The 22,868-nt window shown below is 60.8% G+C and carries 22 protein-coding genes; 13 read left to right on the top strand and 9 right to left on the bottom strand.

The features are described 5' to 3' along the window. Nucleotides 1–60: 60 nt before the first annotated feature. Genes DYST_RS01140 through recJ form a run of 3 tightly spaced genes read left to right on the top strand, consistent with a single transcriptional unit; the run spans nt 61 to nt 4,615 of the window. The gene (locus DYST_RS01140; protein ID WP_239949437.1) at nt 61–1,974 is read left to right on the top strand and encodes an ABC-F family ATP-binding cassette domain-containing protein; all 1,914 of its coding nucleotides are present in this window, start codon (nt 61–63) and stop codon (nt 1,972–1,974) included. Further along, entirely contained in the window at nt 1,971–2,903 is a 933-nt protein-coding gene (locus DYST_RS01145) for a phosphoglycerate mutase (RefSeq protein ID WP_239949439.1), read from the top strand. Before DYST_RS01140 ends, DYST_RS01145 begins: the two co-directional genes overlap by 4 nt. Further along, nucleotides 2,864–4,615, top strand: coding sequence for a single-stranded-DNA-specific exonuclease RecJ (gene recJ / locus DYST_RS01150; RefSeq protein WP_239949441.1), 1,752 nt, complete (start codon nt 2,864–2,866; stop codon nt 4,613–4,615). Before DYST_RS01145 ends, recJ begins: the two co-directional genes overlap by 40 nt. An 8-nt stretch (nt 4,616–4,623) precedes the next feature. Here recJ and DYST_RS01155 read toward each other — a convergent pair whose 3' ends face one another. Beyond that, nucleotides 4,624–5,793, bottom strand: coding sequence for a hypothetical protein (locus DYST_RS01155; RefSeq protein ID WP_239949443.1), 1,170 nt, complete (start codon nt 5,791–5,793; stop codon nt 4,624–4,626). A 31-nt stretch (nt 5,794–5,824) separates the two neighbouring features. Continuing rightward, the gene (locus DYST_RS01160) at nt 5,825–6,673 is read right to left on the bottom strand and encodes a hypothetical protein (RefSeq protein ID WP_239949445.1); all 849 of its coding nucleotides are present in this window, start codon (nt 6,671–6,673) and stop codon (nt 5,825–5,827) included. Nucleotides 6,674–6,910: 237 nt separating this feature from the next. Between DYST_RS01160 and DYST_RS01165 the strand changes: the two genes are divergently transcribed. The 3 genes from DYST_RS01165 (at nt 6,911) to DYST_RS01175 (ending at nt 10,619) form a co-directional block, all read left to right on the top strand. Next, complete coding sequence (locus tag DYST_RS01165) at nt 6,911–8,296, top strand: DUF3300 domain-containing protein (protein ID WP_239949447.1); 1,386 nt, start codon at nt 6,911–6,913, stop codon at nt 8,294–8,296. An 11-nt stretch (nt 8,297–8,307) separates the two neighbouring features. Beyond that, entirely contained in the window at nt 8,308–9,210 is a 903-nt protein-coding gene (locus DYST_RS01170) for a DUF2950 domain-containing protein (protein ID WP_239949449.1), read from the top strand. Between the two features lie 170 nt (nt 9,211–9,380). After that, complete coding sequence (locus tag DYST_RS01175) at nt 9,381–10,619, top strand: BamA/TamA family outer membrane protein (RefSeq protein ID WP_239949451.1); 1,239 nt, start codon at nt 9,381–9,383, stop codon at nt 10,617–10,619. A gap of 48 nt (nt 10,620–10,667) precedes the next feature. Here the strand turns inward: DYST_RS01175 and DYST_RS01180 are convergent, their stop codons facing one another. From DYST_RS01180 to DYST_RS01190, 3 genes are read right to left on the bottom strand one after another with little or no spacing between them, the layout of a single operon-like run. Further along, nucleotides 10,668–11,126 (bottom strand): glycine zipper domain-containing protein, encoded by a 459-nt coding sequence (locus DYST_RS01180; RefSeq protein WP_239949453.1) that lies wholly within the window; start codon nt 11,124–11,126, stop codon nt 10,668–10,670. A 60-nt stretch (nt 11,127–11,186) separates the two neighbouring features. After that, nucleotides 11,187–11,765: a hypothetical protein gene (locus DYST_RS01185; protein WP_239949454.1), complete on the bottom strand. Its 579-nt coding sequence runs from the start codon at nt 11,763–11,765 to the stop codon at nt 11,187–11,189. Between the two features lie 59 nt (nt 11,766–11,824). Continuing rightward, nucleotides 11,825–12,520 (bottom strand): response regulator, encoded by a 696-nt coding sequence (locus DYST_RS01190; RefSeq protein WP_239949456.1) that lies wholly within the window; start codon nt 12,518–12,520, stop codon nt 11,825–11,827. A gap of 502 nt (nt 12,521–13,022) precedes the next feature. Here DYST_RS01190 and DYST_RS01195 point away from each other — a divergent pair. From DYST_RS01195 to DYST_RS01205, 3 genes are all read left to right on the top strand, one after another. Beyond that, entirely contained in the window at nt 13,023–14,600 is a 1,578-nt protein-coding gene (locus DYST_RS01195; protein ID WP_239949459.1) for a sensor histidine kinase, read from the top strand. Beyond that, nucleotides 14,597–15,211 (top strand): response regulator, encoded by a 615-nt coding sequence (locus tag DYST_RS01200; protein WP_239949461.1) that lies wholly within the window; start codon nt 14,597–14,599, stop codon nt 15,209–15,211. Before DYST_RS01195 ends, DYST_RS01200 begins: the two co-directional genes overlap by 4 nt. Before the next feature lie 157 nt (nt 15,212–15,368). Next, a complete protein-coding gene (locus tag DYST_RS01205; RefSeq protein WP_239949463.1) occupies nt 15,369–15,782 on the top strand; it encodes a response regulator in 414 nt (137 codons plus the stop codon). Here DYST_RS01205 and ligD read toward each other — a convergent pair. Both ligD and DYST_RS01215 read right to left on the bottom strand, forming a co-directional pair. Continuing rightward, nucleotides 15,779–16,681 carry a non-homologous end-joining DNA ligase gene (ligD, locus tag DYST_RS01210; RefSeq protein WP_239949465.1) on the bottom strand — a complete coding sequence of 301 codons (903 nt, stop codon included), beginning with the start codon at nt 16,679–16,681 and terminating at the stop codon, nt 15,779–15,781. The two genes, DYST_RS01205 and ligD, sit on opposite strands and share 4 nt — an antisense overlap. Next, a complete protein-coding gene (locus tag DYST_RS01215) occupies nt 16,678–16,953 on the bottom strand; it encodes a hypothetical protein (RefSeq protein ID WP_239949467.1) in 276 nt (91 codons plus the stop codon). The genes ligD and DYST_RS01215 overlap by 4 nt, the downstream gene beginning before the upstream one ends. Nucleotides 16,954–17,281: 328 nt before the next feature. Here DYST_RS01215 and DYST_RS01220 point away from each other — a divergent pair, with 328 nt between their 5' ends. Further along, on the top strand, nt 17,282–17,521 hold the full coding sequence (locus tag DYST_RS01220; protein WP_239949469.1) for a hypothetical protein: 240 nt from the start codon (nt 17,282–17,284) through the stop codon (nt 17,519–17,521). Nucleotides 17,522–17,840: 319 nt separating this feature from the next. On the opposite strand, the gene DYST_RS01225 is transcribed toward DYST_RS01220, so the two are convergent. After that, nucleotides 17,841–18,425 (bottom strand): FMN-dependent NADH-azoreductase, encoded by a 585-nt coding sequence (locus tag DYST_RS01225; RefSeq protein ID WP_102304900.1) that lies wholly within the window; start codon nt 18,423–18,425, stop codon nt 17,841–17,843. 115 nt (nt 18,426–18,540) lie between these two features. Between DYST_RS01225 and DYST_RS01230 the strand changes: the two genes are divergently transcribed. Genes DYST_RS01230 through DYST_RS01240 form a run of 3 tightly spaced genes read left to right on the top strand, consistent with a single transcriptional unit; the run spans nt 18,541 to nt 21,491 of the window. Further along, the gene (locus tag DYST_RS01230) at nt 18,541–19,494 is read left to right on the top strand and encodes a LysR substrate-binding domain-containing protein (RefSeq protein ID WP_239949471.1); all 954 of its coding nucleotides are present in this window, start codon (nt 18,541–18,543) and stop codon (nt 19,492–19,494) included. 60 nt (nt 19,495–19,554) lie between these two features. Continuing rightward, on the top strand, nt 19,555–20,700 hold the full coding sequence (locus tag DYST_RS01235) for a pyridoxal phosphate-dependent aminotransferase (RefSeq protein WP_239949473.1): 1,146 nt from the start codon (nt 19,555–19,557) through the stop codon (nt 20,698–20,700). Then, nucleotides 20,688–21,491 carry an amidohydrolase gene (locus tag DYST_RS01240; protein WP_239949475.1) on the top strand — a complete coding sequence of 268 codons (804 nt, stop codon included), beginning with the start codon at nt 20,688–20,690 and terminating at the stop codon, nt 21,489–21,491. The genes DYST_RS01235 and DYST_RS01240 overlap by 13 nt, the downstream gene beginning before the upstream one ends. A 26-nt stretch (nt 21,492–21,517) precedes the next feature. Here DYST_RS01240 and DYST_RS01245 read toward each other — a convergent pair whose 3' ends face one another. Beyond that, nucleotides 21,518–22,861, bottom strand: a complete 1,344-nt coding sequence (locus tag DYST_RS01245) for a retropepsin-like aspartic protease (RefSeq protein WP_239949477.1) — start codon at nt 22,859–22,861, stop codon at nt 21,518–21,520. Nucleotides 22,862–22,868: the final 7 nt, after the last annotated feature.

The raw sequence follows: 22,868 nt of genomic DNA on the forward strand, positions 1-22,868 counted from the left end.
GGACCGTTATCATGGGCGGCTTCGGGCGACAGAACGCCCGGTCCGGATTAAGTGCCCCTCATGATTTCGTTCCGCCATTTCGCTCTCCGCCGCGGCAGCCGGCTGCTGCTTTCCGACATCGACCTGGTGATCCAGACCGGCTGGCGGCTTGGTGTGGTGGGGCGCAACGGTTGTGGCAAGTCCAGCCTGTTCGCCGCGTTGCAGGGGCAGGTAGAAGCCGATGCCGGCGACCTGGACATGCCGGCCAAGATCCGCTTGGCCTCGGTGGCACAGGAAACCCCCTCGCTGCCTGACCCGGCCATCGAGTACGTCATGGGGGGCGACGAGGAGCTCGCCAAAGCGCTGCGCGACGAAGTCGACGCAGAGGCGCGCGGCGATACCGAAGCGATGGCGCGCGCCCATCACCGCATTGAAGAGCTGAATGGCTACGACGCACGTGCACGCGCGGGGCGTCTGCTGCATGGTCTGGGCTTTGCGCCGGAAACACACGAGACGCCTGTGAAGGAGTTCTCTGGCGGCTGGCGCGTGCGCCTCAACCTGGCGCGTGCGCTGATGGCACCATCCGAATTGCTGCTGCTCGACGAGCCGACCAACCATCTCGATCTCGATGCTGTGCTCTGGCTGGAAGAATGGTTGCGCCGCTACCAAGGCACCTTGCTGGTGATCTCGCATGACCGCGAGTTCCTCGATGGCGTGATCACCCACACGCTGCACCTCAACGATGGCAGCGGCAAGCTGTATACCGGCAATTACAGCGCGTTCGAACGCCTGCGCGCCGAGCAGCTGCGCCAGCAGCAGATCGCGCACGAGCGCGAACAGGCCGAGCGTGCGCATTTGCAATCGTTTGTGGATCGCTTCAAGGCGAAGGCAAGCAAGGCCAAGCAGGCGCAGTCACGCGTGAAGCGACTGGAAAAACTGGCCGGTACCGAGGCGGTGCGCGCGGAGCGTCCGTTCCATTTCCAGTTTGCCGTGCCCGCACGCCTGCCCGATTCGATGGTGCAGATCGAAGACGTCGATGCCGGCTACCCCGGCGACGATGGCGTTGCGCCGACGAGAATCTTGCGCGACGTGCGTTTTCGTCTGGAAGCGGGAGAACGCATCGGCTTGCTCGGCCCCAACGGCGCCGGCAAATCCACCCTGGTGAAGACCCTGGTCGGCGAACTGACGCCGCTCGCGGGCGAGCGCAAGGGTCACAAGGATCTGAAGATCGGCTATTTCGCCCAGCACACAGTGGAAAGCCTGCACGAAGGTTCCTCGCCGTTCGACCATCTGCAGGAAAAGGCGCCCGGCGTGGCCGCCCAGGCCTTGCGCGACTTCCTGGGCTCGTGGAATTTCGCCGGTGACCGCGCATTTGAATCGGTTGATGGTTTCTCCGGCGGTGAGCGCGCGCGTCTCGCGCTGGCATTGATTGCCTGGGACAAGCCGAATCTCCTGCTGCTCGACGAACCGACCAACCATCTCGACCTGGACATGCGCGAAGCGCTGGCCGATGCGCTCGCCGAATTCGACGGCGCTCTGGTGCTGGTTTCGCATGATCGCCACCTGCTTGGCCTGGTCTGCGACAGTTTCTGGCGCGTGGCCGACGGCGTGGTGGAGTCGTTTGATGGTGATCTCGACGATTACGCGCGCTGGCTACGTAGCCGTGGTGCGGCTGCAAAGAAGAACAAGGGTAAGGACAAGGATGCCGGGAAGCCGGTGCCGCGCGCCGAGTTGCCTGAAGAGCGTCGGCGTGACGTCGCCGCGCAGCGCGAAAATGAGAAGGTCGCGCGCCAGCGTGTGAAGAAGCTCGAGACCCGTATTGCCACGCTAGAAGGCGAGCTGACTACACTCGAGGCCAAGCTGGCTGATCCGACGACGTACAACGGCCCCACTGCCGACATGATGCGGTTGAGTCAGAAGCAGACCGAGCTTCGCCGCGAGAAGGAAACCCTCGAAGCCGAATGGCTCGAGCTCTACGAACAGTTGGAGGCATGAGCGACCGCATGGACGACCCGGCTCGCCAAGTGATCGATATCTGGCTGCCGGACCTCGCCCGCTTTGCGCCCGATCATCCGCTGCGAGCGCTGTTGCGCAAGGCTGACCCACTGGACGTTGGCGCGCGAGGCTACATGGATGGTCTTGCATCTCGCTTTGGTCTGGGCGGCTCGCTGCCAGCGGGATCGTTGACGCGAGAGTTGATCGTGGGCGACGCGGGAACCGATTCTTGGCTGTGCGCCGATCCTGCCTGGGTACAACCGGATCTCAACGGGGCACGTCTACTGGCCTGCGGCCAGATGCAATTGTCCGAAGACGACGCCAAGGCGCTTGCAGGGTCGCTGATGCCGTTGTTTGAGGAAGTCGGCATGACGCTCCGGGTGTCGTCACCCGATCACTGGCATGTGCAGTTGGCCGTCGATGCGCAGATTCCCGATTTCGCCGCGCCGGAGCAGGCACTGGGCGAGGATCTGTACTACCACCTGCCACAAGGCGAGAAGGGGCGCTCTTGGCGCATTCTGCTCAATGAAGTCCAGGTGATTCTGCATCAGCACCCCCTCAACGAAGAGCGACGCCGTCTAGGCCTGCCACCGGTCAATCATCTGTGGCTGTGGGGCGGCGGTGTTCTGCCGGCTTCCGTGCATACCGCCCTGGCGCATGTCGTTGGCGATGACCTATTACTGGCCGCACTGGCGAAACAGGCGCGCGTTTCATGTGCGCCGCGGACGAAGGAAGCCGTGTCCACTGCTATGCCAGGGACGCTCATCGACCTGCAGGATTTACCGGTAGACGACATCGCAGCACAATGGACCGACGATCTTCTCGCCCTGGCCCAAAAACATGCGCTGCAGCTCAGCTTTGCTAGCGGCGAGCGCTGGGTCCATCGTCCATGGCACCGGCTTCGCTTCTGGCGAAGGAGCGGTCCGTGAAAAAGATAAGTCTTCGGCGGCGCGAGGCATTGGGCGCGCCTTCGGGTTGGGGTTCGGACGTCCATCCAGTCCTTCAGCAGGTTTTCGCAGCGCGTGGCGTGCTGTCGCCGAGCGACGCTGAGTACCGTCTTGCGCGCCTGTTATCGCCGCAGCAGTTAGGTGGACTCAACAAAGCGGTCGCGCTTTTGTCGGAAGCGATCAGCGACGATTGGACCATCCTGATTGCCGGTGACTACGACTGTGATGGCGCAACCGGTACCGCGGTTGCCGTGCGTGGGCTGCGCATGCTGGGTGCGCGTCGCGTTGACTACGCTGTGCCGAATCGCTTCATTCACGGCTATGGACTCAGCCCTGCGCTGGTGGATTCGTTGCAGCCGACACCGCAATTGATCATCACCGTGGACAACGGCGTGGCGAGCGTCGCCGGAGTGGCCGCCGCGCAGTCGCGCGGCATCCGCGTCATCGTTACGGATCACCATCTTCCGGGCGAACAGCTGCCTGCTGCCGATGCGATGGTGAATCCCAACCTGAGTGGCGATAGCTTCCCAAGTAAGGCATTGGCCGGCGTAGGGGTGATGTTTTATTTGCTGCTGGCGTTGCGTGCGTCGTTGCGCGAGCAGGGAGCTTTCGCGCCTGGCAGCGAGCCTGATCTTTCCGTATTGCTCGACTTGGTGGCGGTGGGTACGGTCGCGGACCTGGTTCCGCTCGATTTCAATAATCGCGTACTGGTCGAGGCGGGTATGCGGCGGGTGCGCAGTGGGCGAGGCCACGCTGGCGTCATGGCGTTGGTGGAAGCCAGTCAGCGTAGCGCGGCAACCCTGTGTGCGAGCGATCTTGGCTTTGCGATCGGTCCGCGTTTGAACGCTGCTGGTCGACTTGAAGACATGCGCATCGGCGTGGAATGCCTGCTGACGGATGACCCCGTGCAGGCGCGTCGTTACGCGGACCTGCTCAGTTCGATCAACCAGGAGCGACGCGAACTGCAGGCGGCCATGGTTGCCGAAGCCGAGGTCATGGTGTCGCGTGCGGCCGATATCGACGCGGTCGGCGTGGCCTTGTTCGAACCCAGCTGGCATGCAGGCGTGGTGGGGCTGGTGGCATCGAAGCTGAAAGAGCGACTGCATCGCCCGGTGATTGCTTTTGCACCGGCCAGCGAAGACCTGCCAGATGAACTGCGCGGCTCCGGGCGATCCATTCCTGGGTTCCACATCCGCGATGCGCTAGTGATGATCGATGCGCGCCATCCGGGCCTTATTCCGCGTTTCGGCGGTCACGCCATGGCCGCTGGGCTCAGCTTGCGTGCCGAGGACTATCCGCGTTTCGCGGAGGCCTTCGACGCTATTGCTCGAGAGTGGCTGGACGAGGATCACCTGCAGGCCGTGCAACACACGGATGGCGAACTGCCGCCGGGTGCCGCGACGCTGGAGCTCGCGCGCGAGCTGCGTGCGGCAGGGCCCTGGGGACAAGCCTTTCCAGAACCGGTATTCGACAACCTGTTCGAGTGTGCCAGCTGGCGCCTAATGGGCGAACGGCATCTGCGCCTGAGCTTGCGCGACCCGCGCGATGGCTCCGTGCACGATGCCGTGATGTTCAACGCGTATGAAGGCACTCCGCCGCCAGTGGTCCTGCGCGCTGCCTATGAACTTGTCATCAACGACTGGCAGGGGCGCGAGAGCGCGCGTCTACTACTGCGCTATATGGAGCCGGCCTGAGGCGTCATTCAGATCACCAGCTTCAACAGCTGGCTAAGAATGACCTTGGCGGGTATGACCGACAACCAGATGGGCGCGAAAGGTAGCAGCGTGACCAACGCGAGCGAAATGGCCGCGCGCGGGTCGAACAGCACCGGACGCATGGCGTAGACGTTCGCCGTCACGCTGTACAAGTCGGTTGTCGACGAGAAATCGGGTTTTTCGAGTGACTCCTGGTCCACTTTGCTTTCGGGTCCCAGCCACTTGTCCTCGAACTGGGTGCCAAGTCGACTAGCCAGGGCGCCGTACTCGAAAACGCCGCGTCGCCAGGTCATGAGCAACGAGCGCCCAAAGACAAGGGGCGGACTGATGAAGATGGCGACCACCACGATGGTGGTGGCAATAGGGACGGCGGGATGATCCAGGGGATTGAGACCGAGATGGAATACCTCGTTCGCAAAGGTTCCTGCCGTGATGATGCCGATGGTCAGGGCCAGCGACATGAACATCCTTGGTGAGAAAGCGACGAACTGCAGCCCTGCTGCTTTGTCTGGGTGGGACGAGATCAAATGAAGGTTCATCCGCGAGACCTGATGCAGAAAGCGTGTCCACACACCGACACGCCACACCCAGCTGAGTAACAGGCCGAGAAGCAGCGGGAGGCTGATCAGTAGGTGCCACCAGCCGGCAAGTGACAGATGCGTTGCGTCCGCAGCGTAATGCCACGCAGGGAGCAGGCCGGCATGGATCGTGAAAGCGATGATGATGACGAACGCATAGACCAATAGGGTCATCCCTGCGGAGGGCCAGATACCAAGGCTGAGGCGGCGTGTCGACGCCACAGCGTCGTCGAACCGTTCCCGATCGGATGCGTCAATGATCTTAGAGACGAGAAAGTGACGCGCAGTCAGATCCAGGCGAGGAAGAATGATGTACTCCGACAGGATCAGAATGGGCACGGCCAGCACGTAGCGCGCATGCACCGCAATGTCGACGAAGAAAGCGTGTAGCAGCTCCCTATGTCCGGACGTGAGGGACTGCATCGTGCTCAGTAGAGCAAGCGGCAGCCAGGCGAGCGCAACGGCGATGAACACACGCCGGAAGGCCTGGGCGCGGTGCTCGGGTTTGATCAAGCGAAGCCGCCGAAGCACGACAACGTGCTTGGATTCTTCGAAGATGCTGGAAGTGGCCTCGCTCATCCGATGTGCTTCGACATTCGCCTGTCGATGCTCAGAAATGCCAGGTCAGGCTAAGCGCAGGTCCGCTCAGCTCCACGCTTTTCAGGAACTCGTCGCCGCCGTTCTTCTTGTACTCCACATCCCGGTAGTTGAGTGCGATATCTCCCCAATGGAAACCGTAGGCCACGCCGACCATGAGCTGGTAGGTGTTGTCTGAACCACCGGTACCGATATCCGCGTAGTAGGGAAAGAACCAGTTGCTACCTGCGAACGGTGACCATCGGCCTCGAATGCCGACAATGCCGTCGGTGACATGCGTTTGGTTGCTGAGATGGCCGCTATCGGAGATGTTGAGGTTGCCGCGGTTGCCCGTCAGGCTGAAATTCCAGTTGAGATTGCCCTTGAGCCATAGATAGCGGGCACCGAACACCAGGTCGATGTAGCCCTGTTGGCCATGGGCCAGGGTATAGAGCCCTGCCAGCGTCACCATTCCGCCCTTCATGTTCCATCGCGTGTCGAGGTTGGCATTGGCTCCAAATCGCTGGCCACCGATGTTGGTGAAGCGACCATCTTCGTTAGAAAACTTCACCCAGTCGAGGTCACCATAGAAACCCCAGTCTCCTTTGCGAACGGTGCCGTCGATCATCAAGGCGCCGCTGAGCGAGCTGAAGATATCGTTGTTCGATTTCTGTTCGACCGTGGGTCCGTTGTCAGGCAACTGGTACCGCGTCTTGGCGCTGATACCCGGCAGCCATCCATACGGTTGGATGCTTCCGTGCCAATCGCCGTCCCAGTAGTCCGGCGTGTCCGCCTTCGCGATGGGGACCCAAAGGAAACCCAAGCACAGCACGGCGAATAGGGCGCGGGGAGTGGCGAAGCGCGAAGACTCGATGCGGTGCATGGTTGTCGTCCTTTTCTGTCAGGGATGGACGATATGGTCCTTCGCTATCACTGACGCTCACAGCGAACTACTACTTACGCCGTGGCTGGTAAATCTACGTGCCATCCGGTTTGGTATGTCGTGAAACTGTCTGGCTAAGTAGTTTTACTGAGTTCGCTTCCGCATAAATGCAGTGGTCAATGCATGGTGTGGGGTATCAAGCTGATACGAGTGCGAGAGCTGCATGGGAGCGGCACGATGAAGACGATGAGAAGCGACGGGTTCTGGCGGATCTGCCTGCTTTGCCTTTTGTGCGTACCCTTCCTAATGGCTGGCCAGGCTGTTGCGCAGAACTCACAGGGCGGCACGCAAAAGATCTACAGCAACCAGCAACTCGACCAGATGCTCGCGCCAGTCGCGCTGTATCCCGATGCATTGCTCTCGCAGGTCCTTATGGCCTGCACGTACCCGAGCAACGTGGCGGATGCTGCGGCCTGGTCGGCATCCCACCCGAAGACGCAGGGCGACGATGCCGTGAAACAGGTGGCGAGCCAGCCATGGGATCCAAGCGTCCAGTCGCTGGTGGCGTTTCCTCAGGTGCTGGCCCAGATGAAACAACACCCCGACTGGGTGCAGAACATCGGCGACGCCTTCCTTGCCCAGTCGGACGACGTAATGGCATCGGTTCAGCGCCTGCGTCAGCAAGCTCAGAAAGCCGGCAACTTGAAGTCGACCGACCAGCAGAAGGTGGTGGTGCAGCAGGCCTCCGCGGGGTCAAGCGCACCGAGCACGACGGTCATCCAGATCGAGCCTGCCAATCCGCAGGTGGTCTATGTGCCTGCTTACAACCCGACCGTGGTCTATGGGACGTGGGCGTATCCCTCTTATCCACCCACTTATTGGCCGCCACCGCCGGGCTATGCGTATCCGGTGGCAACGGGGCTGGCGGCGGGTCTCGCGTTTGGCACCGGTATTGCCATCGCCAACTCGCTGTGGGGTGGTTTCGACTGGGGCCACAACGACGTCAACATCAACGTCAATCGCTACAACAACATCAACGTTAATAACCGTATCAGCGGCAACGGCAACGTGGGTTGGAACCATAATCCGGACTATCGTCGCGGCACGCCTTATCACGATCAGGCCAGCCGTGAACGTTATGGTCAGGGCGTGGGCGGCGCCAATCAGCGTCAGGCGTTCCGTGGCAACGATTCGGCAGCCAACGCCAGTCGCGAACACGCCCTGCAGAGTTTCGACCGCTCCACCAACAATGGATCTTCCACGGCAGCCAGGCGTTCTGCTGGTGAAAGCGGCGGCGCCCTTAATCGTCCGGTCAGTGGAAACCGGGCGGGCGGCCAAGGCACCGGAGGTGGTGCGGAGCGCGGCAATATCAGCGGGCAGACGCGTAATGGCAACCTAGGTGGCGAAACGCGAGGGAACTTCTCGGGCGATCGGTCCGGGGCAGGTCCGCGCAACAATGCGTTCAGCGGTGGGCAGTCGCCGGGTTCGGCACGGACGCAGTTTGATAGGGGACAGGCGAGTCAGCACTCGATGTCGAATTCCCGCGGCGCCGGTGCCGGCGCCGGGCGGCAAGTGTCCCGACCGGCGCCTAGCCGGGCTGGTGGCGGATTCCATCGTCGTTGAGGAGCCAGACCATGAATCGCATTCCCAAGATCCGTAGCCTGGTCCTGAGCCTGATGGTTAGTACTGGCGTTGTCTTCGCTGGCACTACGCTGGCGCAGCAGGGGAGCTATCCAACGGCGGATGCTGCTGCCAGTGCTTTCGTGCAGGCAGTGCGCAACCATGATCAAGCCGCGCTGGCCAAGGTGCTGGGCAGTAACTGGAAGGACTACATTCCCGTTGAAGGCATACAGCAGGACGACGTGGATCTGTTCCTGAAGCGCTATGACGAGAGTTATCGTATCGACACTGCGGATGGCAAGACGCATCTCGACGTGGGCTCAGAGAATTGGGTCCTGCCGCTGCCGTTGGTGCAAGGGAGTAGTGGCTGGCACTTCGACCTGGTTGGCGCCGAACAGGAAATACGTACGCGTCACATCGGCGAAAACGAACTGGCCGTGCAACAGGCCATGCTTGCTTACTACGATGCACAGCGGGATTACGCGTCGGAGGACCGTGATGGCGACAAGGTGCTGCAGTACGCACAGCGCCTGATCAGCTCACCAGGCAAGCATGACGGCCTGTACTGGCCGACATCGGGCGATCAATCACCGAGTCCGCTTGGTCCGAACTTTACCCACGTGAAGCCCGGTCAGGGTTACTACGGCTATCACTACAAAATACTGACGGCGCAGGGGGCATCTGCTCCGGGTGGTGCCTATAACTACGTAGATGGCGGGCGCATGACCAACGGTTTCGCTCTTGTTGCGTGGCCGGTCCAATATGGCGAAACAGGGGTGATGAGTTTCATGGTGAGTCACGACGGCCAAGTGTTCGAAAAGGATCTCGGAAAGAACGGCGCTAGTGTTGTGCAATCAATGAAATCGTTCGACCCAGATAGCAGCTGGAAGGACGTAGACGTTTCGCCAGCCAATTGAGCTAGGTTGAACGGAAATCAGGGACCCGAAGGTTGCGCCCAAGAGCGAGTAGCGCGGCTAGGTGCATTTACCTAGGATTATTCCGAGTATTTGCGCTGTCCGTGCGTACTCCAGTCCGGCAAAGTCACATCAATCTGATGTGACAACGATGGCCGGACAATGGAGTCGTCATGGGGACCTTCCTCGCGGCTGGCAGGTGGCTGCTGCTCTTCGGAGTAGTCCTGCTGGGCTGCACTGGTTTGCACGCGCAGGGCGCCACGTTTCGCTCGGATTCCGGGGAACGAAGTTCGCCGCTGTCACCCGAATCGCCGCTTGCGACTGTTGCCGATGGCAAGAAGCCCTCCTGGTGGGACAATTTTCGTGACCCCAACGATGGCGCGCTGGACATGTCGCGCTGGCTGTTGCAGCACAAAGGCGCTTTGCTTGTTCCCATCGTCATTACCGAGCCCGCCGTGGGAAATGGCGGAGGAGCGGCTGCGGTGTTCTTTCATCCGCCGAAGCAATCGGAGGAGTCCAAAGAAAGCGGGTTGCACATCCCGCCCGATATCTATGGTGCGGCGGCTTTCAAGACGGAGAACGGGACCTGGGGGTACGGTCTGGGTGGGTCGTTCCATTTTAAGGACGACACCTGGCGATATGCGGGCGTCATCGGCAAGGCCTACGTCAATCTGAACTACTACACGCAGGGTTTGCTGTCGGCTCCCAAGGAGATCGGCTACAACCTTGATGGTGTCTTTTCCTACCAGCAGGTTTCACGCAGGCTGGGTGGTAGTGACCTGTTCGTGTCGGCACGCTGGCTATACATGAATCTGGACAGCCGGCTCAACATTCCCAGCGACGATCAATACTTCAAGCCCAAGGAATTCGCCAAGCGCGCCTCCGGCCTGGGACTTGGGCTGAGTTACGACTCTCGGGACAACACGTTGACGCCATCGAAGGGCTGGTTGTGGCGACTCGAAGCCACTGAGTATGCGCCGGCCATCGGCAGTGACAACACCTTCCAGAGCTATCGCGCTCACGCCTACGGCTATTTCAAGCTAAGCCAGGATTGGGTGCTGGGAACGCGAGTGGACTATCGCGCGGTGCGTGGCAATGCGCCCTTTTATCAGCAACCATCAATCGACTTGCGTGGCATAGCCTACGGGCGATACCAGGACCAGAACGTCGGCATGCTGGAGGCAGAGCTGCGGTGGAACTTCACGCCGCGATGGGCGCTGTTGGGATTCGGTGGAGCCGGCAAGGCATGGGGCCGCACACTGGATTTCGGCGATGCCAGCACGCATACGGCGGAAGGGGTCGGCTTCCGCTATCTGATCGCTCGCGCCCTGGGGCTTTACGCCGGCCTCGATTGGGCATGGAGCGAGGGCGATCACGCCTACTACATTCAAGTGGGAAGCGCGTGGCGCTGAAACCCTCAGGCTCAGTAGAGCCTGAGGGTTGAAAGTGGACTATGCAGGTCAGTTGACTGTGTAACCCTTGCCTTTCATACAGGCACCGTAGGCCTGCGCCAGATTCGCTGTGTTCTGGTTCTGCGTCGCGGCGGCGGCGGTGTTCTGCTCCCGCCTTTGTTGGCGTGCTCGCATGCCGCCGGCGACCACACCGGCGGCAGCACCGACCGCTGCGCCATGTCCGGCATCGTTGTTGGCGACGCCGCCCACTACGGCGCCTGCTGCGGCACCGCGCACGGCGCCACCGGCGCGTTGCCCGCCGCCGACGGCGGGGCCGGTTTCCGGGGCAGGGGATGCCTGAGTGGGTGCATTGGTTTGCGCCCAAGACATGCAGGCATTCTTGTCTGTCTGCTGCTGGTTGGTGCTTTGTCCGTTGGCGGGATAGGCCACGGGAAGTTGTTGTGCCGCTGCCGTACCCGTGACGAGGAGGGCTGCAAGTCCGAGGCTGCGCAGATAATGGATAGCCATAGTTGTTCTTCCTGATGCGTCCAGGGAGCTGGGCTGCAGGGTGCCGCAGCCCAGGTGGCTTTAGCGGATGATGCCGTCCGATTTCAGCTTGGGAATAATGGTTTTCGCCAAGTCCTGCGTGGCCTGGGGAATGTTGCTGGTGCCCACCCCCTCGGTGGTTACAGACCAGATCACCTTCTGTGAGCTGACGTCCCATACGGTGGTTTCGAGCGTAACAGCGTCGTACTGGGTCACGTTGGGAGTAGATGCCCAGGCACCGCCATACCAGCCGTAGAAACCTCCGAAGCCCGGGCCGCTTGGCGTGACGTTGAGCTTCTGTTCAACGCGCTGCACGCGCGTCGTAAGGATCACCTGTGCACCGGTGGCCTTGATCACGTCGGTCAGTTTTTCCGAGGCTGCTCCGGCGGGGATCTGGGAGTAGCTTTGTTCAGCCTGTACGCCAGCAGCCTGCAGTTGCTGTGCGAAGGTGTCTTCGAACACGTGACGGTAGGTGTCACTCTTGGTGATGCCCATGACGAGCACGTTGCCGGCGGGCGGCCCCGGCCATGAGGGGTCTTTCCATTGGTTGCTGACACTGAACGTTGAACAGGCGGCAAGCAGGACGGCGCCGAGTGGAGCTACATATCGGAGCAGGTTCATCGTGAATCTCTCATTTGATACTTGTGAATGGGTGCTGCACTAGGGATGGAAGTCGATGACTAGGGGAGGGGCTTATCCTCCGTTGCCAGGTGTACGTCGTACGGACCCACCGGGATAAGCCCCAGTCGCTCCGCTTCTCGAATCAGCGCCACGCCGTGGTGTACGCCCAGAAGATCCAGCAGCGATTGCCGGTGGCTTTCGACCGTGCGCACGGAGATGCCAAGCTCTGCGGCGATTTCGCTGGTTCGCTTGCCTTTGGCCATGGACTCGATGACCTCCCGTTGCCGCCGAGTGAGGCGGCGTAGCGCCTCGGGCGCATCGAGCAACGAGGCCATCAGCTGGGGGCTGATGAACTGGTTGCCCGCGCTGACCTCTGCCATGGCATAGAGCAGCTCACTGCTGGGCGATTGCTTGAGCACATAGCCGTTGGCGCCAGCTTGCATGGCCTCGCGCACGATTAAGGGTTCGCCATGAGTCGAAAGCACTACGACGGGAATATCGCTGCCTTGTTGTCGCAGGCTACGCAATGCCTGCAAGGCGCTGAAAGGCGGCATGGCAATGTCAGTGATGACGAGGTCGACCTGGCCGGCCATAACGGCTTCGATGAGTGCCTCTCCGTCGTGCACGAGCAGGACGGAACGAGCGCTCTTGGCAAGGAGGCCGGCCAAGCCCTCGGCGACGCACCGGTGCTCATCGGCAAGCAATACACGCAACCGGCGTGTGCTCTTCGCCCTCGGCCGAGCATTTGTCTTCATGTGGGAACGATGGGCAACGCCCATCGCCCGATGATCTGCGTCGGAAAAGAGGCCGGGGCGCGCCAGGGTGGGCTGGTGCTTCCCGATGCGGGTTGCGCGTGCTTCAGTTCCATGGTCGGTCGAGTCTCGTCGGGCCGCTGATTGTTCTATCTCAGCTTGTCTTGTCGAGGCTCGCTTGGTAAGCGAACTTTCACTCAAATGGGGTCGGTAAATTTACCGATCAGTACGAAAATTCTTTAGCTTTGGCAGTTGAGTGCCGCAGTGAATCCAGCCAGGTCAGCCATCACCTCAGGTTCTGATTTGGGTCTATAAGAACGATCTAGTATCAGAGTTCAAAGCGATCCGTCACCGGCCTCGTAGAACTACGTAAATCGTCACGAAGCGATGACGGCTGGTGTGGGCCAATGCTGATTGGCTTCGGTTGTCCGGCGATGTCTACTCCTTAGGGGCGGCAGCTGCTAATCAGCGGCGAGGCGAAAGGATGTACGGAGCGGAAGGGGTCATGAGCGGGAAAGCACCCATAGGTGCGTGGTCCCAATACCTGTCACGTGGCATAGGCGTTGGCCTGGCCGTGTTAGTGGCTCAGTGGGTGTCTTTGGCGCTCTGGGATCATTCGCTCGATTCGCAGATCATCTGTCTACCCGGCGCCATGTTGCTCGCGTTGCTGTTGTGCGCAAGCTATCGGTATTGGCTGGCCTACGACATCGGTTGGCTGGGTGGCATGCTGCTGATGGCATTGATGATGGGCTTGCCAGGCAAGGGCATCGCCATCGTCAGTGTTGCCGTGCTGTTGCTCGTCAACGTCACGGCTTGGCTGTTGAGTCGCCTGCGCAAGGGCCAGTCAGTCGACAACTTCTTCCAGCTTCTTGTTTTCCTGGCCATTGCGGCAGTTGCATTGCCAACGGCAACTGGCGTGTTGGTGTTCTGGTTGTCCGACGTGGTGGAGCTACCTAGCTGGCTGTCCCGTGCGTGGTGGCACGTCGCGTTAGCGAACTCACTGGGCTATGTCTTGCTCACGCCCGCGATCCTCAGCCTTGTCCATCCCAATTCGTCAGCGCGCCGTGCTGCCCTGCCTGGATGGGACGTGGTGCTGATCACTGCCGGAGCTCTGTTCGTCCTCTGGCTAGGCTGGCGTGAACTCGGGGCGTTCACCTTGATAAGGCCGCTCATGCTACTGGCGCCCGTGCCGTTAGCCATCTTTGTTGCGATGAGGGCACAGGTGGTTGGTACATGCGCGGTCAATCTGGTCGTAGGGCTGATCGCTATCCAATTGAGCCTCGCCCATGAAGGGCCATTCGTTCAAATGGAATCCGAACTGACAACCATCAGTGTGCAGTTGTGGATGCTTGGTGTGGCCGTCGCTTCGCTGTACCTCTCGGTACTCGTGGAACAACGCAGGGCGACACAGCATGCGCTGCTCGTTAGCAGCACCGAGGTTCGCGAGCTCGCGGGTCGACTGATCGTGGCGCAGGAACAGGAGCGCGCCCGCATCGCGCGCGATCTTCACGACGACATCAACCAGCGCTTGGCCGTGGCATCTATTCGCCTGAGCGCTTTGCGCCGGAAGGTAAGCGAGAACAACAAGCAGGATGTAAGTCAGCTGCAGAGCGAGCTGATCGCGCTATCAGAAGATGTGCGGCATCTATCTCACGATCTCCATCCGAGCATGCTTACGCAGACAGGGCTTACCGCGGCGCTTGCCGGCCTATGTCAGAACATGCGTCACCGAAGCGGGCCGGTCATTGAGTTGCGCGTTTCGCCACAAGCAAAGGATCTACCTGAGGATGTGGCGCTTTGCTTGTACCGCGTTACGCAGGAGGCCCTCGGTAATGCCTTGCGCCATGCCGAGGCGAAACGTGTCGAGGTGGCGCTGCAGATCGAGCACCATCAGGTAGACCTTACCATCGCAGACAACGGCAAGGGATTTGTCGCAGAGGGAGAGGGGCGTCGAGGGCTGGGATTGATGAGCATCGACGAGCGCACGAAGTTGCTCAATGGCAGCTATCGACTGCAATCAACTCTAGGAAAAGGGACTGAACTATGCATACGAATACCGTTAGAAATCCACGAGTCAGTTTGAAACCAAAACTGATCATTGCCGACGACCATCGCATGGTAGCCGAAGGCGTACAACACATCCTCGACGAGGATTTCGACTTGCTTGATATCGCTGCGGACGGCGAAGCGCTGGTCGATGCGGTACAGCGCTTGGAGCCAGACCTTGTGGTCGCGGACATCAATATGCCGCGTTGCAATGGCATGGACGCTCTAAAGCGGTTGCGCCAGGCAGGAATGGAAACGCGATTCGTGTTTCTGACCATGCATATGGAGCCCGCATTGGCGGTAGCGGCGCTTCGTGCGGGTGCCCGTGGCTACATTCTCAAGAATTCAGCGGGCGAAGACTTGCGCAATGCCGCGCAACAGGTCATGTCTGGCGGTACGTATGTGACGCCAGCGCTTGGCGCTCGCTACATCAGTGGGCAAATGGCAGATATGCGCAATCTCACCGCCAAGCAATTGCAGGTGCTTCGCCTGGTGGGTTCTGGTCTGCGCTCCAAGCAGATTGCACTGCAGCTGGGGCTGTCGGTGAGAACCGTTGAGGCGCACAAGTACACCATGATGCAGGTGCTTGGCGTGCATTCCACGCTGGAATTGGTGCGGCGCGCTGAGGATCTCGGCCTGTTGTTCTGAGCGGATGGCAGGAGGCGCGGTCACCAGGCGTATCGGTAGTACTTTTACTTAGCGGCGACTGGGTTTTCTTTCTGTGGCGGAAGCTTTTACGTTGGAAGATGCTGCAACCGATGCATAACTATGCATGGGAGCCAGCGTGAGACGAGCCACTCTCGTATTGGCCGAGGACCACCTGCCCATTGCCGAACAACTGCGGGAGTTGCTCGGCGAAGAGTTTGACGTGCTTGCTGTCGTAACCCACGGTGAAGCCTTAGTCAAAGCTGCGCGCCGGTTGCGGCCGGATGCAGTGGTGACCGATATCAGCATGCCTGGCATGGATGGCATGAAGGCGGCGAGGGAGATTCTGGCGGATCGGCCGGAGACGCCTGTGGTCTTCATTACGGTGCAGGATGATCCGATGCTGGCCCGTACCGCGCTGTCCGTGGGCAGAGGCTATGTGCTCAAGGCGTCGGCTGGCGAAGAGCTCATCGATGCCGTTCGTCATGTCTTGAAAGGGGGCTACTTTGTTTCCCCTGCGCTGGGTCGAATCGATCTGCTCATGGACGATCGGGCATCGGGTGGAGCCAGCTAAGCTTTCGATGGCGCGTATATGCGCAACGGCTTCTCGAGGCTTTGCCGCATCGTGGCGAAGCCTTCCCAGGGTTCGCTGCGCAAACGCGACAAACGTCGCCGCGCGGATCGGATGTCAAACGCATCGCCGCTCGCGCAGCGGCCGAGGTCTTGCCATCGCATGGGCATGGCAACCGGAGCGCCGGGACGTGCACGCAAGGACCACGATGCTACGCTCGTAGCACCCCGCGTATTGCGAAGGTAGTCGATGAAGATGCGGCCTTTGCGCTCAGCCTTGCTTGCTTTTGCAGTGAAGGAGGCGGGCTGTTCGTCGGCCAGGCCATGGGCAAATGCGTTGCTGAATTGGCGGGCGTCATCCCAGCGGCACGATGTGTGGAGAGGTACGACAACGTGCAGTCCCTTACCGCCCGTTGTTCGTACGAAACTCTGGAGAGAAGCTTCTACGAGGCGCCCTCGTATCCATCGAGCTGCGTCGGTTACCTCCGGCCACGATATGCCATCGCCAGGGTCAAGATCGAAGACGAGATAGTCGGGCTCTTCAAGCGAGGTCGCCCGTGATGCCCAGGGATGAAATTCGATGACGTTGTATTGCACCAGCTCGATGACAGCACCAGCGTCGCCGGGGCAGATGTAGTCGTTCATAGCACCGCTTTCCTCGCGCAACGTGATGTGTTCCACGTGCCGCAGTCCGGGCATAGGGTGCTTCTGAAAGAAACCGGGCTTGGTGGTGCCTTCCGGAAAACGATAGACCGACGTAGGGCGACCCGCGATGCCCGGGAGAAAGCGCGGCATGACAGCCTGGTAGTAGTTGGCAATGTCCTGCTTGGTAATGTCGTCGGCAGGAAACACCAGTCGTTGGGGATGAGTCACGACCGGCTCAGGGCGTGGGGTGATGGTCATGGTTGATGCTCTCCATCTTCCCCGGCGATGGCGCATCGTTCGGGCCATGCGGCCAGCAGAGCCATCAGTCGCTCCGGTATCGCCGGTGGCGTGTCACCACGAATCTCGACCATTTTGCGCTCGGTTTCGCGGATCTGCAGCTCACCTACGGGATGCCGCCGCAATTGGCCGCGAAGAAGCTCGTTCTCTTGCTCGAGTTGACGATACAGACGGAGCAGTTCGTTGAACGCCTCGAACGTTGGGAGATGTAGCTCTTGCATGCCATCTGTCATCAGCACAACTCCACGACGATGGGATTCCGAAACTGACGAGATGGCGGTTAATGACAGGTGATATATCCATGTGCACAGGGCCTGTTGTTCATCTGTGTACGTCCTCGCGCTCACGGACAACAAGCGCACGTGTATCTGTTGTGAAACAGGTAACACGTCGTGCCTATTTCTATTGTCGTAGTCGCTTTCCTACGTAATATCAGGGGCACTTCTGATAGGCATGTCGGTGTAACAAAGGCATGCTCTTTTAGTATTTGATGGATAGGTCGCGTCGTGAAGAACGGGCGTGATCAGCTGGCGGCAGGACTCTTTTCCCCCAAAGGGCTGCATGATGGTCACCTATTCGCTGAAGCAATGTCTTGACGGCTCGTGGTGTGTCTGCCGTCTAGGCTTTTCTCTGTTCAATGATCTCCGGCTTGGTGCTGCCATCAAGCTTGCGCGTGAAGTTGCACGCGATGAGCACCTGCGCTCGGGGCGCTCCGTTTGTGTCGAAATGCCCGGTACGGATGGTGCGATCCGCTTGGCTCAGTACGCTCGCCCAAAGCCGTCGCTGGAGCAGGCGGCGTAAACACACCGCGGCCAAAGCGTAGGGGCGCCTTGGCTATCGGACGTGCCGCATGGCTGCTTCTGCGCCGGGCGCCGGCTTAGCAAAGTCAGCGAACTTCCGTGCATTGCTGGCGCATGGAGCTGCGCAAAACGTCGTGTTCGGCGAGGTTCCACGCCTTGCTTCATTGCATCGGATCGCGTCGACGCAACCCTCGCGCCAGATTGCCTACTTCAAACTGTTGAAAACCTGGGGGCGACAGCAACGCCCGGTGTCTCGCGGAAACGACAAACGCCGCACCCTGGGGCGCGGCGTTTGTCGGGGACGGTGGTACTTGTGTGGCTTAGGCGGCCTTGCGGGCAACCGTACCGATAGAGGCGTGAGCCGACTTCACCGATTCGACCTTGTTGTCTTCGCCCAGGTTCACACCTTCGGCGCGAACGAATTCGATGTCGGTGACGCCGAGGAAGCCAAACACGGCGCGCAGGTAGGTCTCCTGGAAGTCCATGGGCTGGGCCGCGCTGCCCTGGCTGTACACACCACCACGCGAGGACACAACGATCAGGCGCTTGCCACCAGCCAGGCCTTCTGGGCCATTGGCGGTGTAGCGGAACGACTTGCCGGCGACGGCGACTCGATCGATCCACGCCTTGAGCTGGCTCGGGATGCTGAAGTTGTACATCGGGGCACCCATGACCACCACGTCGGCAGCCAGAAATTCCTCGATCATCTGGCTACCCAACACGGCGGCCGGATCGCTAGCGTCGGCCACGGGGGTCCAGTGGGGAAGCGGATTGGCAGCCAGATCGTGGTAGATGACTTCCGTACCGGGGTTGTTATGGGTGAGTTCGGCTACGATGGCAGCAGTCAGACCGCGCGAAACGGAGTGGCTACCCAGGGCGCTTGCGTCGAGATGCAGCAGTTTCATGGTATTTCCTCAGTTGACGGGCCGGGTCGACCGGCGACGTGACTAAGGTATTCTTCGGACAATCGGCTGATAAGTCCGGTAAAGTTGAACGTATTGTTCTAATAAGGAAACAGCGATGACCGTGCTGGATGGCGCCCTGCAGGATCTCAACGATCTGTATTTCTTCGCCGCGGTCGTTGAACACGGCGGGTTTTCGTCCGCCGGGCGTGCCCTGGGTATCCCGAAGTCCCGCCTGAGCAAGCGTATAGCCCAATTGGAGGAACGCCTGGGTGTGCGCCTGCTCCAGCGGACCACGCGCCGTTTCGTCGTCACCGAGGTGGGGGAACGCTTCTACGGCCACTGCCGCGCCGTGCTGGAAGAGGCGCGGGCCGCGCAAGAGGCTGTGGAAGAAGTGCGTTCCGAGCCACGTGGCGTCGTGCGTGTCAGTTGCCCGGTGTCATTGGTGCAGACGGTGGTGGGTCACATTCTTCCCGATTTCCTGGCGCAGCATCCGAAGATGCAGGTGCGTCTGCAGGCGACCGACCGTCGCGTGGACGTCATCGGTGAAGGATTCGACATCGCTATCCGCGTGCGCAGCAAGCTCGACACTGACGCAACGCTCGTCGTGCGTACCTTCGGTCAGTCGAACGTCCTGTTGGTGGCCAGCCCCGAGCTGCTCAACCGCCTTGGACGACCCAAGGAGCCATCTGACGTCTCGCAGATGCCGGCGCTTAGCAACCATGAGCATGAAGGTGCGCAGAGTTGGGAGCTGCTCGACAAGGAAGGCCAGCGTGTCGTCGTGGATATCAAGCCGCGCCTGATCTGCGGCGATTTCAATGCATTGCTGCAAAGTTGCAAGAGCGGTATCGGCGTGACGCTGCTGCCTGAGTTTGTCTGCGGCCCGGCTATTGGGCGCGGTGAGCTCGAGGTTGTTCTGCCTGATTGGAGCGTGCCTCAGGGCACCATGCACTTTGTTTATCCCAGTCGGCGCGGCCTGTTGCCCGGCGTGCGTGCCTTCGTCGATTTCCTTGCGGAGAAACTGCCTAATGCTGTGCGCGAGAATCACGCGCAGTGCGGCAAATACCTCTAACGCTGGCTCGCAATGGGTGCCGTGTTAGCATAAATGTTTAGCCCTCCAGACATCCGGACCATGCAGATCGATACCAAGCTTCCGAAAGTCGGCACCACCATCTTCAGTGTCATGAGTCAGCTGGCGGTGGAACACAAAGCGGTGAACCTGGGGCAGGGCTTTCCGGACTTCGAACCACCGCAGCCAATGCGCGATGCGATCACGCGCGCCATGGCCGAAGGGCGCAATCAGTACGCACCGGGTATCGGCCTGCCTACCCTGCGTGAGCAGATCGCGCTGAAGACCGAGCGCTTATATGGTCACAAGCTGAGCGCCGACACGGAAGTGACGGTGACGTCGGGTGCCACTGAGGCCTTGTTTGCCGCTATTGCCGCCGTAGTGCGAGCGGGCGACGAGGTCATCGTGTTCGATCCCGCCTACGACAGCTACGAGCCAGCCATCGAGTTGCAGGGTGCGCGCGCGGTGCATATTCCGCTGCAGGCGCCGAGTTTCTCCGTTGACTGGCAGCGCGTGCGTGACGCGATTACGCCGAAGACGCGCATGATCCTCATCAATAGCCCGCACAACCCGACGGGCGCGGTGCTTTCCGCCGCGGACCTGGACGAACTGGCGGCGATCGTTCGCGACACCGAAATCGTGGTGCTGTCCGACGAGGTGTACGAACACATCGTGTACGACGGTGAGCAGCATCAGAGCGTGCTTCGCCATGCGGAGTTGGCAGCCCGCAGCTTTGTCGTGTCCTCGTTTGGTAAGACCTATCACTGCACTGGTTGGAAGTTGGGATACGCGGTGGCGCCAGCGGCGCTCAGCGCAGAGTTCCGCAAGGTGCACCAATACCTGACGTTCTGCACGTTCCATCCCGCGCAGGTGGCCTTTGCCGAGTTCATGGCGAGCACACCGCAGCATTACCTGGAGCTGCCCGACTTCTATCAGGCCAAGCGCGACCGTTTTCGCGAGCTGATCAAGCCTTCGCGCTTCAAGTTGCTCGATGTGCCGGGCGGCTATTTCCAGCTGGTCGATTATTCCGCCATCAGCGACAAGGACGACGTATCGTTCTGCGAGTGGATGGTGAAGGAAGGGGGCGTAGCAGCGATTCCGCTCACGCCGTTCTACGAGAAAGCGCCGGGCACGCACCTGTTGCGGCTGTGCTTCGCCAAGAGCGACGCCACGATGGATGCCGCAGCGGAGCGTCTATGCAAGCTTTGAGGATAAGCCTGGTCCAGGGCGCGACTCGCTGGCACGACGCGCCCGCCAACCGCGAATACTACGGCGAACTGGTTCGCCGCGTGGCCGGGCAGACGGATCTCGTCGTGTTGCCAGAAACGTTTCTTTCCGGTTTCAGCAACGACACGCGTGCCAGCGCCGAGATGATGGACGGCGAGGGCGTGGCATGGATGCGTGCGCTGGCGCAGGAAGTCGGCGCCGTGCTGTGCGGCAGCTTGGCGATCCGCGAGGGCGAAACGGTCTACAACCGGTTGATCTGGGCGCGCCCGGACGGCAGCTTCGCGCAGTACGACAAGCGTCACCTGTTCCGCATGGCCGGTGAACATACGCGCTACGGTGGTGGCAGCGAGCGTCTTATCGTGGAGCTCAATGGGTGGCGCATCCTGCCGCAAGTTTGCTACGACTTGCGTTTCCCGGTGTGGCTGCGCAACGGGCGTTGCGAGGAAGCGACAGGCGGCATGGAGTACGACCTTGCCTTGTTCGTTGCCAACTGGCCGGCACCGCGCCGACAGCCGTGGCGCACGCTGTTGCGTGCACGCGCCATCGAAAACCTGAGCTATGTGGTGGGGCTGAATCGCGTGGGCGTGGACGGCAACGATCTGCCCTATGCAGGCGACAGCGTTGTGCTTGATCCCGTGGGTGAACCGCTGGTGGAACTGGGGGCGCAAGAGCAGGTGGTGACGGTGACGGTTGATCCCGCGCCACTGCTCGCGCATCGCGAGCGTTTCCCGGCGTGGATGGATGCGGACAGCTTTACGCTCGACGCAGGCTGATCCGTTCGGGGGGGGGGGGCGCGCGGTCAGTCCGCGCGCGGTTTGGCCCTTGGCTTCGCCAACGGTTTTCCCACTTCGAACTGCATGCGCTGGAAATCGATCGTCCAATGATCGAAGGCTTGCAGAATATCGCCGCCAAGCACGTTCGGGGCCTTGACGTTGCCTGCATCGCTCAGCGAAATCGCCAAGGTCGGCAACACCGTCTGTTGATCGCCAATGCGCACGTTGACCTGCGGCCACGCGGCCGATTCGTTGTCCCGCGAACCTCCAGCGCCCGCAACGTGTTCTTTATGCGTCTTCAATCCCTTGATCACGGACGGATGCTCCGTGGCGAAGCCTGACGAGAGAGCAGAGCGCGCCCCGCCGCTGTCCAGGTGCATGGCGACCGGGATGTTATTCAGGAAGACGTTTACGTAGAGATCGCTTCCAGCCATGCGCAGATTGCCGGTGGCAGCGGATGAGGCATCGCTGCGCGATGGCAGCAATTTGCCGTCACTGGTGAACTCTAGGCGCTGAAGCTGTCGCAGCACGGGGAAGCCGAGGATGGCATCGATGTGATAACCACCGGGCACCGGCATGCTCAGCTGATCGTCGTCGAGAACCAGGAAAGCCACATGATTCAACGACAGACCTGCGAACTCAAGGTGATCGGCGATACCGATCCGTGACGCAACGGCCTGGCGACTGGCACTGCCGACGCTGGCGGTGCCGTCGAGCAGGTGCAAGCCCAGCTTATGCGCGGTAGACAGTGACACGGTGGACAGATTGGCGCCGGTGTCGAGTACGACCTCCTGCGACTTGCCATTGATCACTGTGATGGAACGGGGCAGGCCAACTTTGTCGCGGGTTACATCCTCTGGCTTTGGCGCGTAAGCCTCCACCTGTTGCTTCGGTGCCGCGGCGAACTGCTCGGCGACCGCAGCCATCTGGAGCGCGTTGGCCCGGTCATCGGCGCTGGCGCCTTGCTCGGTCAGCGCCTTTTCCCACGCGTGTGCCGCGTCGGCAGCCTGGCGGTACTCCCCATCGGCAAAACTGGCATCGGCCACGATGGGCCATGCGAGTACGCGCTCCGCCGGGGAGCGGGCGCCATCGGCGAAATAGCGGGTGACCAATTGACGTGCTTCTGCGGCATTCAGCTGAGTTGCGGCCAGCCGTGCCTGCGCGAGCAAAGCCAGGCCGGGATCCTCGATACGAGGAAGTGAATTTGCCAGCGCAAAGACTTCGCCGTCGGCAGCGTTGCGCAAGCTGTCTTCCGACTGTTGGCGCGAGAGGGCCTGTGCTGCTGGGGAGCCACCTGTTGCGAGGGCGAGGCTTGCGTAAGTGACCAGTAGTGCGAACGGCAGGAGCCGGTTCAGGGCTGATTGTTTCATGATATGG

It is taken from the genome of Dyella terrae (assembly GCF_022394535.1).
GTDB lineage: Bacteria > Pseudomonadota > Gammaproteobacteria > Xanthomonadales > Rhodanobacteraceae > Dyella.